Here is a 13,519-nt window from a genome sequence, read left to right on the forward strand (position 1 = left end):
ATAGTCGGCGTGCCCGGGGCAGGCCCGGGGCAGTCGACGTGAGCGTAGTGGCGGTTGGCCGTCTCGTATTCGACATGCGCCGTCGAGATCGTGATGCCGCGCGCCTTCTCCTCAGGTGCCGCGTCGATCTGGTCATAGCGCTTGTATTCGCCAAAATACTTCGTGATCGCCGCCGTCAGCGACGTCTTGCCATGGTCAACGTGACCAATCGTGCCGATGTTCACATGAGGCTTGTTACGCTCGAATTTACCTTTTGCCATAGTCTCTTTCCTTGGACGGCCTGGACCTTCAGTTCAGTCGAATGCGGGGCGATTAGCGACAAAGGCCAAAAAACACAAGCGTCTTTTGGCCGGGTGCCGTCTCACTCAGTCCGAACCATTGATCCGATTGCGGGGATATGGCGCTGATATAGGAAGGGACGAGACGAAATGAAATGGGTGGCAGGCGTATCGATCGAAGCCGCCACAGCGCTGTCTTGCCTGCCCGATGCTGTCCGATTCACCGCCAGGTCATGGCCCATTGCGGTCGTCATCGAGGTCTGATTTCCTCGCCGGATGCATTTCATTCCGACCGCCATCCGCGGCCCCCTGTTCATGATCGTCTCGACCGGATCGTATCTCGTCAACGATACGATGATGAAACTCGCGACATCGGGCCTGCCGTCCTACGAAGTGCTGTTTCTGCGCGGTGCGGCGGCAACGCTCTGGGGTTTCCCGCTGTTGTTCGCACTGGGCTACGGCAAGCAGATTCCGCTGATCTTCGACAGGCACGTGCTGCGCAGGAACCTGCTCGAGCTGGCGGCGATCCTCTGCTACGTGGTGGCGCTCGCCAACATGCAGATCGCGGATTCGACGGCACTCGGACAGATCACGCCGCTGTTGATGCTGGTCGGCTCCTCGATCCTGTTTGGCGAGCGGATCGGCGGCCAGCGCATGGCGCTGATCGGGCTCGGCTTCATCGGCGCGCTGATGGTGGCGCAACCGACCATGCAAGGCATTTCGGTCTACGCCTTGCTGGCGCTCGGCAACGCGACGCTGTCGGCGGCACGCGACCTTGCCGGCCGGCGGGTTACGGCAGAGGTGCCGGGGATGATCGTGGCGATCTCCGCCGTCGTGGTGGTGCTGGTCGGCGCCGGTGCAGCGCATCTGGTTTCCGAGCGCTGGGTCATGCCCGAGGCGCGCCATCTGCTGCTGATGGCCGGCGCCGGATTTTTCCTGATCTTCGGCCACTTCTTCATCTTCATGGCCTATCGCGTCGGGCCGACCAGTGCGGTTGCGCCGTTCTACTATTGCTTCACCGTCTGGGCGGTCATTTCAGGCTTGCTGGTGTTCGGGCAATTCCCCAATGCGCTGGCGGTCTGCGGCATCCTGCTGGTGGTGGGCAGCGGACTTGCCATCGTCTCGCTGGACCAGCGCAAGCGCCGACTGACCGTCGTCGCCTAGCCCCGCCCAAGCAGGCCAAGTGGGCGCTCACCCACGTCTTTCCGCGCGCTGTTGCCGAGCCGAAAAAGATCCTCTAATCGGCGAACACCGTCCAATCCAGGACGCCATGATCAATCAGCCAAGGGAGTTTCCCCATGACGGATTTTGACCAGAACAAGAACTCCGACGCCGAGCACAAGGCCGCCATCCGCAAGTCGCTCATCGGCTGGGCGGTGTTTATCGCGGGAACGCTGATCTTTTTCGCAGCAGCAGACGCAGTGTTGATGCCATAGGCTGGTATCGCGTACCGGCCCGGAGCTGGTCCTCGGCGAAAATCGAAGTTTCAGATTCCAGGGCTTAGGGTGGTTCATCGTTCACGGAAACGCAGAACCGCTCTACCCCTTTGTTTTTACGCCCGTCCTCCGCTGAACTGGTGGTAGGCCCACAGCACGACCACCGCGCCGATCACGGCGACGATCAGGCTGTAGATGTTGAGGCCGGTGACGCCCGACGCGCCGAAGGCGCTGAAGATCAGACCGCCGACAATGGCGCCGACGATGCCGAGCACGATGTCCATCAAAATGCCCTGGCCGCTCTTGTTGACGATCTTGCTGCCCAGGAAGCCGGCGATGACGCCGAGTATGATCCAGCTGATGATTGACATTTTTTCCTCTCCATCCACCCGCCAGCCAAACATTTTCATACGATTGTCAAAAGCTCAAGCCAGCTTGAAATTCCGCCCGCACGCTCCATTGTTGAGGAGGTGTTGGGCTTGTCGTTATGGAGGATCCACTATGGGACTTTTTGACAACGCCGTTCCAGGCGGCAACATCACCAAACCGCTGATGATCGCGCTTGGCGCGCTGCTGGTCGGAAAAATGCTGAGCGGCAGAAGTGCCGAACAGCCGGACCAGACCGAGACCCCGGCCCCGACCGGACCTGCTTCCACCGGAACGACCTCCGCCGACGGCGGCCTGCTCGGCGGATTGGGCGGCCTGCTCGACAAGCTCAGGGATGCCGGCCACGGCAATGTCGCCGACTCTTGGGTCGGCACCGGGCAGAACCAGTCGATCAACGCCAATGATCTCGGCGCCGCACTCGGGCCGCAGGTCATTCACGAGATCGCGCAGCGGACGGGGATGGACGAGCAGGAACTGCTCAAGCAGCTGTCCACGGCGCTGCCCGGCGTCATCGACAAGCTGACGCCGAACGGCCAGGTGCCGCAGCAGCATCAGGTTGCGTCCGCGTTCAACAGCTAGCGCGGCGCAGACATCTGCACAGTGGAGGAGCGCAGCGCGGCTTGCCGCGCGGTGTTTCGACCTGGAGATCGCGAGGACGAAGGTCTGTCTGGGTGAACACTCCAAGGTCAAAACACCCTGAAAAATCCGATTTTTGACCCGGAGCAGACTCTCGCAGGCGAAGGTGCGCATGATCGCTTTGCGCCGCATCTCGGCCGTATTGATCAGCATTGCCGTTTCCTGAAAGCTGACGGTCGCAGGTCGCAGTTGCGCCACTTGCCGCCGTTCTCTATCTGGCCCAGGGACGGCCGCTATCGATGCAAGGCGGGCGTTCCCTCCTGGACGTAAGCGGGAAGCTGAATCATACCTGTCATCCAATATCAGCCAAGATCATGAAGATGCCGTCGATTCAGCGGTTTTCGTTCAATCTGGCAGGCCTGCTTTGCGATATCCGTCGACGAAATGGTCACGCGTTGCCTGATCTCGAAAGGGCTGTGAAGCGGCCCAATGGCTGATCGTGAAATGTGGATTGCTCGCCATGAACAGCGCGCCTTCCTGGTGGGCCTCGTCCGTTCGTCCAAGTTGTGCAAGGCTTGCTGCAAGCACACGGCGCGAAATCGTTCTGTACGTGGCCTCATTGCGTAACGTGACGACTGCCAACTCATACTGGCGGGCGGCGTATTGCGCGAACCCCAAATCCCAATAGTACCACCTGGGCGGGTGTGGGTTCAGGCGGAGTGCCTTTTGGACCTGTTCAATCGCGGTGGCCGGCTTACCGTTCAACACCGAAAAGTCCGACAGGTCCGCCCAGGCATCGGCATAATTCGGGTCAATCTCGAGCGCGGTCGCGAACTCCGCATCCGACGCGGGCCAGCGCCGTTCATATGCCAGCAAGTGGCCAAGGACGAAGCGGCAGCCGGCATCGTTCGGGTCGAGCTTCACGGCTTTTTCTGCCATGGCAACGGCCACAAGCCGGTTGGGCACTTCTGGCTCGCCCCACTGCGCCCAAGCCTGCCAGAGGTGAAAGGCCAGGAGCCGATGCGCCTCCGCATAGTCCGGGTCGAGGGTGATCGCCCGCTGCAACAGAAGACGCGATTCGCGCGACGCCTCCGGCGAAATCCCGATCAGCGTCCGGCCACGCACGCAAAGATCATAGGCTTCCATGCTTTTTGGCCGGTTACGCGGCGGCTGTGTCACCAGGCGGCCGATCAGAGCCTCGACGATCTTGGCGGTCACCTCGTCCTGCACAGCAAAAATATCTTCAAGATCGCGGTCAAAGCGGTCCGCCCAAAGATGAGTTCCGCTGACGGCATCGATCAGCTGAACGTTGATGCGCACACGACCGGCAGCACGGCGGGCGCTGCCTTCCAGCAAATAGCGGACGCCAAGATCACGGGCAATCAGCCGGATGTCGATCGACTTTCCCTTGTAGGCAAAGGTCGAATGGCGGGCGATCACGAACAGGCTGGCGTTCCGCGATAGATCGGTGATTAGGTCTTCAGTCAACCCGTCTGTGAACACGTCCTGCTCGGCGTCGCCGCTCATGTTGGTGAAAGGCAGGATGGCGATAGAGGGTTTTGACGGCAGCGGCAGTGGCACGGTTTCGCCGTCTTTCCTGTCTGCAATTGCCAAATGCCGCGCCCGGTAGACGCGCACGGGCTCAGCAATATTCTTCAACGACTTCTGCCCGAGATCGTCGAACCCGGTCTCCACCTTCCGCTTGACCTGATCGTAGACGCTCCCCGAAACGCAGATGTCTCCAGGTTCGCCCAACGCCTCCAGCCGAGCGGCAACGTTGACGCCGTCGCCGTAAAGATCGCTACCGTCCACGATGATATCGCCGAGATTGATGCCGATGCGCAGGATCACCCGCCGGGAGTCCGGCAAACGATCGTTGGCCTCGGCCGTGCCGTATTGGAGGTCGACTGCGCACTGGACGGCATCGACCGCGCTGGCGAACTCGACCAACACGCCGTCGCCCATGACCTTAACCAGGCGGCCTCGATATCGAGCGATCAGGGGAGCCAGAATATCGCGCCGTCGGGCCTTGAGGACCTCAAGGGTTCCTTGCTCGTCTGCTTCCATAAGGCGGCTGTAGCCGACAACGTCCGCGGCCAGAATTGCGGCAAGACGGCGCTGGACGCGTTCTTCGGCCATTGAGGTAGGTGCCTCAGAAAATTCACTTGCACAAATGGTATTGGCACCATGCGGGGATGTCCATCGGGCTGCCTGATAGCGGCGAGTTGTCATGGCGTCCTTGAGATAGCGCCGGATTTGTCTATCCAAATATTTTAGAGCGCCGATCTGACTGGGTTACTATGACGGCTAGTCGGCGGAAGGGGACGATGTGCTTCGGGGCGCAGGCCAAGCTGGCCTCTACGGCCGAGATGTGGCGCAAGAGCCGCCGGTCGCTGAGCGGAACCCGGGTGTGCTCTTGAGTGCTCTCCTGCCTCCGGTGAGAAACTGCCCGATTCCCGTTTTGTTCGGGAGTGGTAGAAAATTGGCGCGCCACACGAGATTCGAACTAAAGGTCCTAGAGGTCAGCTTTCAGCCGAAGCGGACATCTATCCGAACAATTTGGTAGTCGCCCTTGGGTCAGCTTCAGACTTGGGCCCACCGGGGCTGAACGTCCGTTATTGTTCCTCGGACGCCAAAAATGCCGACAGTCCGCTGTCGGCCCAACTGCGGTCATCTGAAAACTAGAGGCGGATGGTCGCTTCTGTTTGCTCGTTCTGGCAGATGAGCCGAAGGGAGCTTCCACCTATTTCGCGCACGTCCTTTCAATGCCGCTCTCTGTCGAGGGTAAGCTTAGCAAGCTGAACTTCTGCAGCGGATTTTTAGGAATAACAGCGCAGTACTGACAGGCGCAGTGACACGGCACTATCGATCTCAGGAAAAATTTTTGATAAATATCAAATAGTTATATGGAGCGGGTAGCGGGAATCGAACCCGCATATTCAGCTTGGAAGGCTGCTGCTCTACCACTGAGCTATACCCGCGCCTTGCACTGAAGTACCGGATTCCCCCGAAAAGCGCCATGCACTTTTCGGTCCGATGCTTTCGCGTTTCAGGGCTTCCGGGCCGGCAGTGGTGGAGAGGGTTGGATTCGAACCAACGTAGGCTAAGCCAACGGATTTACAGTCCGTCCCCTTTAACCACTCGGGCACCTCTCCAGTTCTGCCGCCGGAGCCATGCAACGAGGCATTCACGCCAATCCGGACCCGAGTTAAGTCTTCTCCGAAACCAGCGAAGCGCCTTATGGCGGCAAGGCCATTGGGTGTCAACCGCGCAACCGGCGTTTTTCGATGTTGTTCGCCGGCTGCGGCGACGAGCCATATCCTTGGCCTGAGGAGACGGCTATAGAAGCCGGCCATGAGCGACAAAACCAACACCCCGAAAGACACCCACTACGCCAAGTTGCGGCGCGCCTATCGCGACGAGAAAAGCGGCGGCGCACCGGCGTTCAGGCCCCGGCAGCCGGTTCCGCCCGGCGAACATGCCGCGGACGGGCTGGTGCGGCTCTATGGCCTGCACACGGTGCGAGCGGCGCTCGACAATCCGCGCCGCAGGATCAGAAGGATGCTGGTCACGCGCAATGCGGCCGAGCGCCTGGAAATCGCCGATCTCGCCGCCCTGCCCTTCAAGGCGGAAATGGTCGAACCAAGGGACATCGACAAGATCACCGGCTCGGACGCCGTGCATCAGGGCGTGCTGATCGAGGCCGAACCGCTGAAGCCGAAGCGGCTTGATGCACTTGGCGAGGCCAGGCTGGTGCTGGTGCTCGACCAGGTCACCGATCCGCACAATGTCGGCGCCATCCTGCGCTCGGCGGTCGCCTTCGGCGCCGGCGCGCTGATCACCACGGCGCGTCACAGCCCGCAGGAATCGGGCGTGCTGGCGAAATCGGCCTCCGGCGCGCTGGAGCATATCGACCAGATCGAGGTGAAGAACCTGGCCGACGCGCTCGGCCAGTTGCACGAGGCCGGGTTCCAGACCATCGGCCTCGATTCGGACGGGCCGGCGGAACTCGAAACCAGTTTCGCCGGTGACAAAATAGCGCTGGTGCTCGGCGCCGAGGGCAAGGGCCTGCGCCAGAAGACGCGCGAGACGGTGACGACGCTGGCGCGGCTCGACATGCCCGGCGCCATCCGTTCGCTCAATGTGTCGAACGCCGCGGCGATCAGCCTCTATGCGGCGCGGGCATTCTTGAAGCGCGGCTGAGCCTCACGGCAAACATCTCTAAATGCGAAACGGGCTCCGGCGATGGACGCAGGAGCCCGTTCTTCGACAGGCACGAGTTGACGGCTTGGGAACGTTGCGCCGCCCTCTCCTGACCTATGCAGCTTTGCCTTTGATTTCGGCTGCGTTGCCGCCCACCTCGAAATTGGCCATCCGCTCCAGCGCCCTGACCAGCGCCGAGTGATCCTCCTTGGCGCCGCCATTGGCGGCGCAGGAATTGAACAGCTGCTGCGTGGTCGAGGTGTTGGGCAGCGACACGCCGAGTGATTTTGCCCCTTCCAGCGCCAGGTTGAGGTCCTTCTGGTGCAGCTCGATGCGAAAGCCCGGCGCGAAGGTGCGCTTGACCATGCGTTCGCCATGCACTTCGAGAATGCGCGAGGCCGCCAGCCCGCCCATCAGCGCTTGCCTGACCTTGGCCGGGTCGGCACCGGCTTTCGATGCAAAAACAAGTGCTTCGGCGACAGCTTCAATGGTCAGCGCGACGACGATCTGGTTGGCCACCTTGGTGGTCTGGCCGACGCCGTTCGGCCCGACCAGGGTGATGTTCTTGCCCATCTTCTCGAACACAGGCCTGGCGCGCTCGAACGCCTTGTCCTCGCCGCCGACCATGATGGTCAGCGACGCCGCCTTGGCGCCGACTTCGCCGCCCGAAACCGGCGCGTCGAGATAGTCGCAGCCCAGTTCATTGATCTTTTTCGCAAACACTTTGGTCTCGATCGGCGAGATCGAGCTCATGTCGATCACCAGCTTGCCCTTGGTCAGGCCGGATGCAACGCCGTTGTCGCCGAACAGCACATCGGCAACCTGTGGTGTATCGGGCACCATCAGGATGATGATATCGACCGCCTTGGCCACCGCGGCATGGCCGGAGACTGACTTCAGTCCCTTGGCGACGAGGTCAGCCGGCGGCTTCGAGCGATGGTCGCTGGCGATGACCGTATAGCCAGCATCCAGCAGATGCCCCGCCATCGGCGCGCCCATGATGCCGAGGCCGATGAAACCGATGGTTTCCATTGTTTTTCTCCGTCGTATGTCTTTGTCGAGGCTGCGTTCCTTCGCGCCCCCCTCTGGCCTGCCGGCCATCTCCCCCACGGGTGGGGAGATTGGCAGCTTCAGCGTCGGCAGCTAAGCCGCCGCGCTTCCCTGCCCGGCCAGTTCCCTGAACCAATCGAGCCCAGCCTCCGTTCCGGCCTTCGGCTTGTATTCCGCTCCGATCCAGCCGGAATAGCCGATGCGGTCGATATGCTCGTAGAGGAAGGGATAGTTGATCTCGCCCGTCCCCGGCTCGTGACGACCGGGATTGTCCGCAAGCTGGATATGCGCGATGCGGCCGAGGTTTGCCTCGATGGTACGGGCGAGATCCCCCTCCATGATCTGCATGTGATAGATGTCGTATTGCAGGAACAGGTTCTTCGACCCGATACGGTCGATCAGCGCTAGCGCCTGGTCGGAGTAGTTGAGGAAGAAGCCGGGAATATCGAGGGTGTTGATCGGCTCGATCAGCAGCCGGATGCCGGCCTGCTCCAGTTTTTCCGCCGCAAAGGCGAGGTTTTCGGCAAAGACGTCCTCCAGCACCTTGCGTTCGGCGCCCGCGGGCGCGATGCCGGCAAGGCAATTGACCTGCTCGCAGCCGAGCGCCTGCGCGTAGGTGATCGCCTTGGCGATGCCCTGGCGGAATTCCGGCACGCGATCCGGCAGCACGGCAATGCCGCGCTCGCCCTTGCTCCAGTCGCCCACCGGCAGATTGAACAGCACCTGCGTCAGGCCGTTTTTCTTCAGCCGGGCGGCGACCACCTCAGGCGCGTGATCGTAGGGGCCGATATATTCGACGCCCTTGAAGCCCGCGCGGGCAGCTGCGTCAAAACGGTCGAGGAACTCATGCTCGCCAAAGAGCATCGAAAGATTGGCTGAGAAACGCGGCATTTCTTTTCCTCCTTTTCCGCTGATCTAATCCAGCATCACGATCGCCGTTGGGGCGTCTTCCTGATGTTCGGCAAGGTCCTCGAATTCTGTGATCTTGTCGATCTCGGTGCCCATGGAGATGTTGGTGACACGCTCGAGGATGAATTCGAGCACGACCGGAACCTGGTGCTCCTTCATCAGCCGCTGCGCTTCCTTGAAAGCGGCGGCGAATTCCTCGGGCTTGCGCACCCTGACAGCCTTGCAGCCCATCGCCTCGGCAACGGCAACATGGTCGACGCCATAGCCGGCCTCGGGATCGCCCGAGCGGTTGATGTTCTCGAAGGCGAGATTGACCTCGAAATCCATCGAAAAGCCGCGCTGCGCCTGGCGGATCAGCCCGAGATAGGCGTTGTTCACCACGACATGGAGATAGGGCAGCTTGTGCTGCGCACCGACCGCCAGTTCCTCGATCATGAACTGGAAATCATAGTCGCCCGACAGCGCCACGATGGTGCGGTCGGGATCGGCGGCGCGAACGCCAAGGGCTGCCGGCAAGGTCCAGCCGAGCGGGCCGGCCTGGCCGCAATTGATCCAGTTGCGCGGTTTGTAGACATGCAGGAACTGCGCCCCGGCGATCTGCGACAGGCCAATCGTGGTGACATAGGTGACATCGCGGCCGAACGCCTTGTTCATCTCCTCGTAGACACGCTGTGGCTTGAGCGGCACCTGGTCGAAATGCGTCTTGCGCTTCATGGTCTTCTTGCGGCCCTGGCATTCCTTCGCCCAGCCCGACCAGTCGCGCAGCTTGCCAGCCGTCTTCCACTCGGTGGCGACGTCGAGCAGCACCTTCAGCGCCGCGCCAGCGTCCGAAACGACGCCGAGGTCCGGCGCGAAAACACGGCCGATCTGCGTCGGCTCGATGTCGACATGGATGAACTTCTTGCCCTTGGTGTAGACGTCGACCGACCCGGTGTGGCGGTTGGCCCAGCGGTTGCCGATGCCGAAGACGAAATCGGCCTCCAGCATCGTTGCATTGCCGTAGCGGTGCGACGTCTGCAGCCCGCACATGCCGGCCATCAGCCGGTGGTCGTCGGGGATCGTGCCCCAGCCCATCAAGGTCGGGATGACCGGCACGCCCGAAATTTCGGCGAATTCGATGAGCAGATCCGACGCATCGGCGTTGATGATGCCGCCGCCGGCGACGATCAGCGGCTTTTCGGCCGCGTTGAGCATCGCCAGCGCCTTTTCGGCCTGCGTGCGCGTCATTGCCGGCTTGAACGGCGTCAACGGCTCATAGGCATCGATGTCGAACTCGATCTCGGCCAACTGCACGTCGACCGGCAGGTCTATCAGCACCGGCCCCGGCCGCGACGAGCGCATCAGGTGGAATGCCTTCTGCAGCGTCATCGGCACCAGATAGGGCTCCATGACGGTGACCGCCCATTTGGCGACCGGCGCGGCGATGGCGGCGATGTCGACCGCCTGGAAATCCTCCTTGTTCAGCCGCGCACGCGGCGCCTGGCCGGTGATGCACAGGATCGGGATGGAATCCGCCGCGGCTGAATAAAGCCCGGTGATCATGTCGGTGCCGGCCGGGCCCGAGGTGCCGATGCACAGGCCGATATTGCCAGCCTTGGCGCGGGTAAAACCTTCCGCCATATGCGAGGCGCCCTCGACGTGGCGGGCAAGGACATGGCGGATCGTTCCCCTCGCCTTCATGGCCGAATAGAACGGGTTGATCGCCGCGCCCGGCACGCCGAAAGCGCAGGAAATGCCTTCCTTTTCGAGAACGAGAACCGCAGCATCGACAGCGCGCATCCTGGCCATTTTCCGGCCCTCCACAGGGGTTGTCATTGTTGGATGGCTGAGAATGTCACCAAGCCGGCTATTTTTCAATTTTTTCAGAATATTTTTTCATTTATAGGAAACGGCGATTAGCCAATGAATTTGAACGGCTTTTCGTTTTCCACCGATTTCACCGCCTCGCACAATGAAAAACTTTTTCATTGCCTATTGCGCCGAATTGCCGACAATGCGGCCATGGAAACCACCGAGAAACGCCAGCGCGGTCGGCCGCGCGCCTTCAACGGGCCATCCGAGCCGACTTCGGTCCAGTCGCTCGACCGGGCACTGCGCATCCTGGCCATTGTCGCCGAAGGCAGCGGCCTGTCCCTAAGCGAGATATCAGCGCAAAGCGGCCTTGCCGCCTCCACCGCTTACCGCATGCTGACGACACTCGAAAACCACGGCATGGTCGAATTCGACACCAGCGACCAGCTCTGGTCGATCGGCGTCGAGACCTACCGCATGGGCGCGGCGTTCCTGCGCCGCCGCAAGCTGGTCGACCGCGCCCGTATCGTCATGCAGGAGTTGATGGAAAGGACCGGCGAGACCGCCAATCTCGGCGTTGCCGAGGATGATTGCGTGGTCTTTGTCAGCCAGGTCGAGACGCACCAGGCGATCCGCGCCTTCTTCCGGCCGGGGACGCGCAGCCCGTTCCATGCGTCCGGCATCGGCAAGGCAGTGCTGGCGCATCTTGAGCCGGAGCGTGTCGGCACCATCCTGCGCAAGGCTGGACTGCAGCGCTTCACCGACAGGACGCTTTCCGACATTTCCGCCCTTGCCCATGACCTGGCAACGATCAAACGGCGTGGCTGGTCGGTGGACGACGAGGAGCGGCACCCCGGCATGCGTTGCGTGGCAGCCGCCATCTTCAATGAATTCGGCGAGCCGATCGGTGGTGTCTCGGTCTCGGGGCCGACAGTGCGGGTGACGCCGGAGCGGCTGGCCGAGATCGGCCCTTTGGTGCGCGATGCCGCGGCCGAGGTGACCAGGATGATCGGCGGCGCTCTCTCAGCCTGATGCGGCGCGGGAAGACTCAACTCCGCGAGTAGGCCAATCGGGCAAAGAACAGGCAAGCAAGCAGACAGCCGATGGCGAACATGCCCCACACCAGCCCGGCCTGTTCAAGAAAAACCTCGCCGCTTTCGGAATTGTAGCAGCGGCCAAGTTCGTTGAAGCAATCCCGCCACAACCAGTAGCGGTCATGCCACGCGAGCGCGAACAGCAACGCGCCGGCTCCCGTGGCGATCGCGAGAACGGCATAGATTGCTGTCTTCATCGGATCGTTGTCTCGCCGCAATGTCTCGAAATCAAGGCCTCGGTACCCGGCCGGGACCCGATCCCATCCCCCTCCCCCCGAACATCTTGCGAACAGCAAAGAGGGGCGGCGGGGGCGCCCCTCCTGCAGTTGATTGAGACGCCACCCCTCTCAGAGCCGGCAGTAGTGACGGTAGCCGTCGTAGCCGACATAGGTGTCTGAGTCCGGATCGTAGCTTCCGTAGCGGTCGAAGCAGCGGCGGACGTGCCACGAGCCGCCGTCTTCGTCGACATAGACGGTGCGGGGCTGCTGGGCGAGCAGGGTGCCCAGGACAAAGCCGCCAACGCCGGCGGCGATGCCGATGCCGAGGTCGTGGTGATGATGCGAATGCGCGGCCGAGGGCTGGACGGTGCCGACCAGCATGGTGGCGGCGACGGTGGTGGCGATGAGGCCGGAAACGATTGTGCGCGTGAACATGATGATCTCCTTGCTTCGTTGAACGAGGCGATCCATCCGCCTCTTGATCATCTGTCGTGACGGCAAGGAGAAAGGTTCGAAACTTTTTTCGATTTTCCTGGAGCCGCAGAAATCAACCAGTGTGGAGGCCTGCCGGCGCTATGCCTCCGCGTATCGACGGAAGTCTGGACCTTGGTGTCGAGGCCGGGGGCTCAGCGACCTGGCGCATAACGCAAAAAGGGCGGCCGAAGCCGCCCTTTGGGAATTGGGTCCCTCCATCAAAGGAAAATGATCACCCGGCCATGGTGGTGGTGATGATGATGGTTGTGGTGCCACCACCAATGCTCGAAATGCCTGTAATGATGATGGTGATAATGCATGCCGTGGGCTGACGACGTGCCGACGGTGCCGGCGAGCGCGCCGGTGGCGACGAAAATGGCAACGAGGCCTGACGTGAGAGTGCGCTTGAACATGATGATCTCCTGGATCCTTGATCGAGGCGACCCATTCGCCTCTGACCATCAGTCGGCGCGGTGCGGCAAATGGTTCGAAAGGTTTCGGAGATTTTTCGGCGGCGCCGGAAGGCGAGTGAATAGCGAATAGGGAGTAGCGAGTAGCGAAAGAGCCGCACTCGCCACCTGGACTATTCGCTATTCGCTACTCCCTACCGCTCACCCCATGCCGGTGACATGGCGAAGCCAGAAGGCGAGTGCGATAAAGCCGATGATGGTGGTGACGCCGGTCCAGTCGACATTGGCCTTCTTCACATCGCTGATGATTTTCACCAGCAGCATCCAGACTACCAAGATGATGGGGAGAATGATGACAAACCTGATCATGCGGCACCCCTGCTCGAAGCGATTGCACCTGCCAGATATGTAGGAAGCGATTTGGCGCTTTTCAGGATGCCCCTCCCCGGCGGTCCACTCGATGCCGGGTAACCGAAAATGGAGTTTTGTCTTTACTGGCGCAACAAATATGCTAACCGGAGCGCCGTGCCCTTGTAGCTCAGCTGGTAGAGCAGCGGTTTTGTAAACCGAAGGTCGGCGGTTCGATTCCGTCCGGGGGCACCAGCTTCCTGGCAACATGTCAATTAATTTAATAGTTTCAGAACCTTAGGCATCACCGCTTTAGGCCGCCGTTCTTGCACCAGCACCTCAATC

At 61.4% G+C, this 13,519-nt stretch carries 15 protein-coding genes and 3 tRNA genes; 6 read left to right on the forward strand and 12 right to left on the reverse strand.

Features of this window, described 5'->3' with window-relative positions; genetic code table 11:
• On the reverse strand, positions 1 to 260 hold a 260-nt coding region (locus AC1D08_RS27055; protein WP_477424459.1), incomplete at its 3' end, for a GTP-binding protein.
• 294 nt (positions 261 to 554) lie between these two features.
• Between AC1D08_RS27055 and AC1D08_RS27060 the strand changes: the two genes are divergently transcribed.
• Together AC1D08_RS27060 and AC1D08_RS27065 are read left to right on the forward strand one after the other, a co-directional pair.
• Positions 555 to 1,442 carry a DMT family transporter gene (locus AC1D08_RS27060; RefSeq protein ID WP_457152120.1) on the forward strand — a complete coding sequence of 296 codons (888 nt, stop codon included), beginning with the start codon at positions 555 to 557 and terminating at the stop codon, positions 1,440 to 1,442.
• 134 nt (positions 1,443 to 1,576) lie between these two features.
• Positions 1,577 to 1,714, forward strand: a complete 138-nt coding sequence (locus AC1D08_RS27065; RefSeq protein ID WP_202359563.1) for a hypothetical protein — start codon at positions 1,577 to 1,579, stop codon at positions 1,712 to 1,714.
• A 116-nt stretch (positions 1,715 to 1,830) separates the two neighbouring features.
• Here AC1D08_RS27065 and AC1D08_RS27070 read toward each other — a convergent pair whose 3' ends face one another.
• Positions 1,831 to 2,085 (reverse strand): GlsB/YeaQ/YmgE family stress response membrane protein, encoded by a 255-nt coding sequence (locus AC1D08_RS27070; RefSeq protein ID WP_095091667.1) that lies wholly within the window; start codon positions 2,083 to 2,085, stop codon positions 1,831 to 1,833.
• Positions 2,086 to 2,215: 130 nt separating this feature from the next.
• Between AC1D08_RS27070 and AC1D08_RS27075 the strand changes: the two genes are divergently transcribed.
• Entirely contained in the window at positions 2,216 to 2,680 is a 465-nt protein-coding gene (locus tag AC1D08_RS27075; protein ID WP_457152121.1) for a YidB family protein, read from the forward strand.
• Positions 2,681 to 3,082: 402 nt separating this feature from the next.
• On the opposite strand, the gene AC1D08_RS27080 is transcribed toward AC1D08_RS27075, so the two are convergent.
• From AC1D08_RS27080 to AC1D08_RS27090, 3 genes are all read right to left on the reverse strand, one after another.
• Positions 3,083 to 4,816: an adenylate/guanylate cyclase domain-containing protein gene (locus tag AC1D08_RS27080; RefSeq protein WP_477424461.1), complete on the reverse strand. Its 1,734-nt coding sequence runs from the start codon at positions 4,814 to 4,816 to the stop codon at positions 3,083 to 3,085.
• Positions 4,817 to 5,584: 768 nt separating this feature from the next.
• Positions 5,585 to 5,658, reverse strand: a tRNA-Gly gene (locus AC1D08_RS27085).
• 89 nt (positions 5,659 to 5,747) lie between these two features.
• A tRNA-Tyr gene (locus AC1D08_RS27090) sits at positions 5,748 to 5,832 on the reverse strand.
• 199 nt (positions 5,833 to 6,031) lie between these two features.
• On the opposite strand from AC1D08_RS27090, the gene AC1D08_RS27095 reads away from it, so the two are divergent.
• Entirely contained in the window at positions 6,032 to 6,880 is an 849-nt protein-coding gene (locus AC1D08_RS27095; protein WP_457152123.1) for a TrmH family RNA methyltransferase, read from the forward strand.
• Positions 6,881 to 6,994: 114 nt separating this feature from the next.
• Here AC1D08_RS27095 and AC1D08_RS27100 read toward each other — a convergent pair whose 3' ends face one another.
• From AC1D08_RS27100 to gcl, 3 genes are all read right to left on the reverse strand, one after another.
• Positions 6,995 to 7,912, reverse strand: coding sequence for a 2-hydroxy-3-oxopropionate reductase (locus tag AC1D08_RS27100; protein WP_457152124.1), 918 nt, complete (start codon positions 7,910 to 7,912; stop codon positions 6,995 to 6,997).
• Positions 7,913 to 8,023: 111 nt separating this feature from the next.
• On the reverse strand, positions 8,024 to 8,821 hold the full coding sequence (gene otnI, locus AC1D08_RS27105; protein ID WP_457152125.1) for a 2-oxo-tetronate isomerase: 798 nt from the start codon (positions 8,819 to 8,821) through the stop codon (positions 8,024 to 8,026).
• 24 nt (positions 8,822 to 8,845) lie between these two features.
• The gene (gene gcl / locus AC1D08_RS27110) at positions 8,846 to 10,627 is read right to left on the reverse strand and encodes a glyoxylate carboligase (protein WP_457152126.1); all 1,782 of its coding nucleotides are present in this window, start codon (positions 10,625 to 10,627) and stop codon (positions 8,846 to 8,848) included.
• A 213-nt stretch (positions 10,628 to 10,840) separates the two neighbouring features.
• On the opposite strand from gcl, the gene bhcR reads away from it, so the two are divergent.
• Positions 10,841 to 11,662, forward strand: coding sequence for an HTH-type transcriptional regulator BhcR (gene bhcR, locus AC1D08_RS27115; protein ID WP_095091670.1), 822 nt, complete (start codon positions 10,841 to 10,843; stop codon positions 11,660 to 11,662).
• 16 nt (positions 11,663 to 11,678) lie between these two features.
• On the opposite strand, the gene AC1D08_RS27120 is transcribed toward bhcR, so the two are convergent.
• From AC1D08_RS27120 to AC1D08_RS27135, 4 genes are all read right to left on the reverse strand, one after another.
• Positions 11,679 to 11,921: a hypothetical protein gene (locus AC1D08_RS27120; protein WP_457152127.1), complete on the reverse strand. Its 243-nt coding sequence runs from the start codon at positions 11,919 to 11,921 to the stop codon at positions 11,679 to 11,681.
• A gap of 150 nt (positions 11,922 to 12,071) precedes the next feature.
• Positions 12,072 to 12,377 carry a BA14K family protein gene (locus tag AC1D08_RS27125; RefSeq protein ID WP_477424464.1) on the reverse strand — a complete coding sequence of 102 codons (306 nt, stop codon included), beginning with the start codon at positions 12,375 to 12,377 and terminating at the stop codon, positions 12,072 to 12,074.
• 257 nt (positions 12,378 to 12,634) lie between these two features.
• A complete protein-coding gene (locus AC1D08_RS27130) occupies positions 12,635 to 12,829 on the reverse strand; it encodes a hypothetical protein (RefSeq protein ID WP_457152129.1) in 195 nt (64 codons plus the stop codon).
• Positions 12,830 to 13,027: 198 nt separating this feature from the next.
• A complete protein-coding gene (locus AC1D08_RS27135; RefSeq protein WP_095090676.1) occupies positions 13,028 to 13,195 on the reverse strand; it encodes a hypothetical protein in 168 nt (55 codons plus the stop codon).
• 158 nt (positions 13,196 to 13,353) lie between these two features.
• On the opposite strand from AC1D08_RS27135, the gene AC1D08_RS27140 reads away from it, so the two are divergent.
• A tRNA-Thr gene (locus AC1D08_RS27140) sits at positions 13,354 to 13,429 on the forward strand.
• Positions 13,430 to 13,519 lie beyond the last annotated feature (90 nt).

Source organism: Mesorhizobium sp. P2_E6, assembly GCF_056403835.1.

What these genes read in the sequence shown, in the direction of transcription:
- AC1D08_RS27060 (WP_457152120.1), top strand. Translation starts at nt 555, where the DNA reads ATGCATTTCATTCCGACCGCCATCCGCGGCCCCCTGTTCATGATCGTC.
- AC1D08_RS27065 (WP_202359563.1), top strand. Translation starts at nt 1,577, where the DNA reads ATGACGGATTTTGACCAGAACAAGAACTCCGACGCCGAGCACAAGGCC.
- AC1D08_RS27070 (WP_095091667.1), bottom strand. Translation starts at nt 2,085, where the DNA reads ATGTCAATCATCAGCTGGATCATACTCGGCGTCATCGCCGGCTTCCTG.
- AC1D08_RS27075 (WP_457152121.1), top strand. Translation starts at nt 2,216, where the DNA reads ATGGGACTTTTTGACAACGCCGTTCCAGGCGGCAACATCACCAAACCG.
- AC1D08_RS27080 (WP_477424461.1), bottom strand. Translation starts at nt 4,816, where the DNA reads ATGGCCGAAGAACGCGTCCAGCGCCGTCTTGCCGCAATTCTGGCCGCG.
- AC1D08_RS27095 (WP_457152123.1), top strand. Translation starts at nt 6,032, where the DNA reads ATGAGCGACAAAACCAACACCCCGAAAGACACCCACTACGCCAAGTTG.
- AC1D08_RS27100 (WP_457152124.1), bottom strand. Translation starts at nt 7,912, where the DNA reads ATGGAAACCATCGGTTTCATCGGCCTCGGCATCATGGGCGCGCCGATG.
- otnI (WP_457152125.1), bottom strand. Translation starts at nt 8,821, where the DNA reads ATGCCGCGTTTCTCAGCCAATCTTTCGATGCTCTTTGGCGAGCATGAG.
- gcl (WP_457152126.1), bottom strand. Translation starts at nt 10,627, where the DNA reads ATGGCCAGGATGCGCGCTGTCGATGCTGCGGTTCTCGTTCTCGAAAAG.
- bhcR (WP_095091670.1), top strand. Translation starts at nt 10,841, where the DNA reads ATGGAAACCACCGAGAAACGCCAGCGCGGTCGGCCGCGCGCCTTCAAC.
- AC1D08_RS27120 (WP_457152127.1), bottom strand. Translation starts at nt 11,921, where the DNA reads ATGAAGACAGCAATCTATGCCGTTCTCGCGATCGCCACGGGAGCCGGC.
- AC1D08_RS27125 (WP_477424464.1), bottom strand. Translation starts at nt 12,377, where the DNA reads ATGTTCACGCGCACAATCGTTTCCGGCCTCATCGCCACCACCGTCGCC.
- AC1D08_RS27130 (WP_457152129.1), bottom strand. Translation starts at nt 12,829, where the DNA reads ATGTTCAAGCGCACTCTCACGTCAGGCCTCGTTGCCATTTTCGTCGCC.
- AC1D08_RS27135 (WP_095090676.1), bottom strand. Translation starts at nt 13,195, where the DNA reads ATGATCAGGTTTGTCATCATTCTCCCCATCATCTTGGTAGTCTGGATG.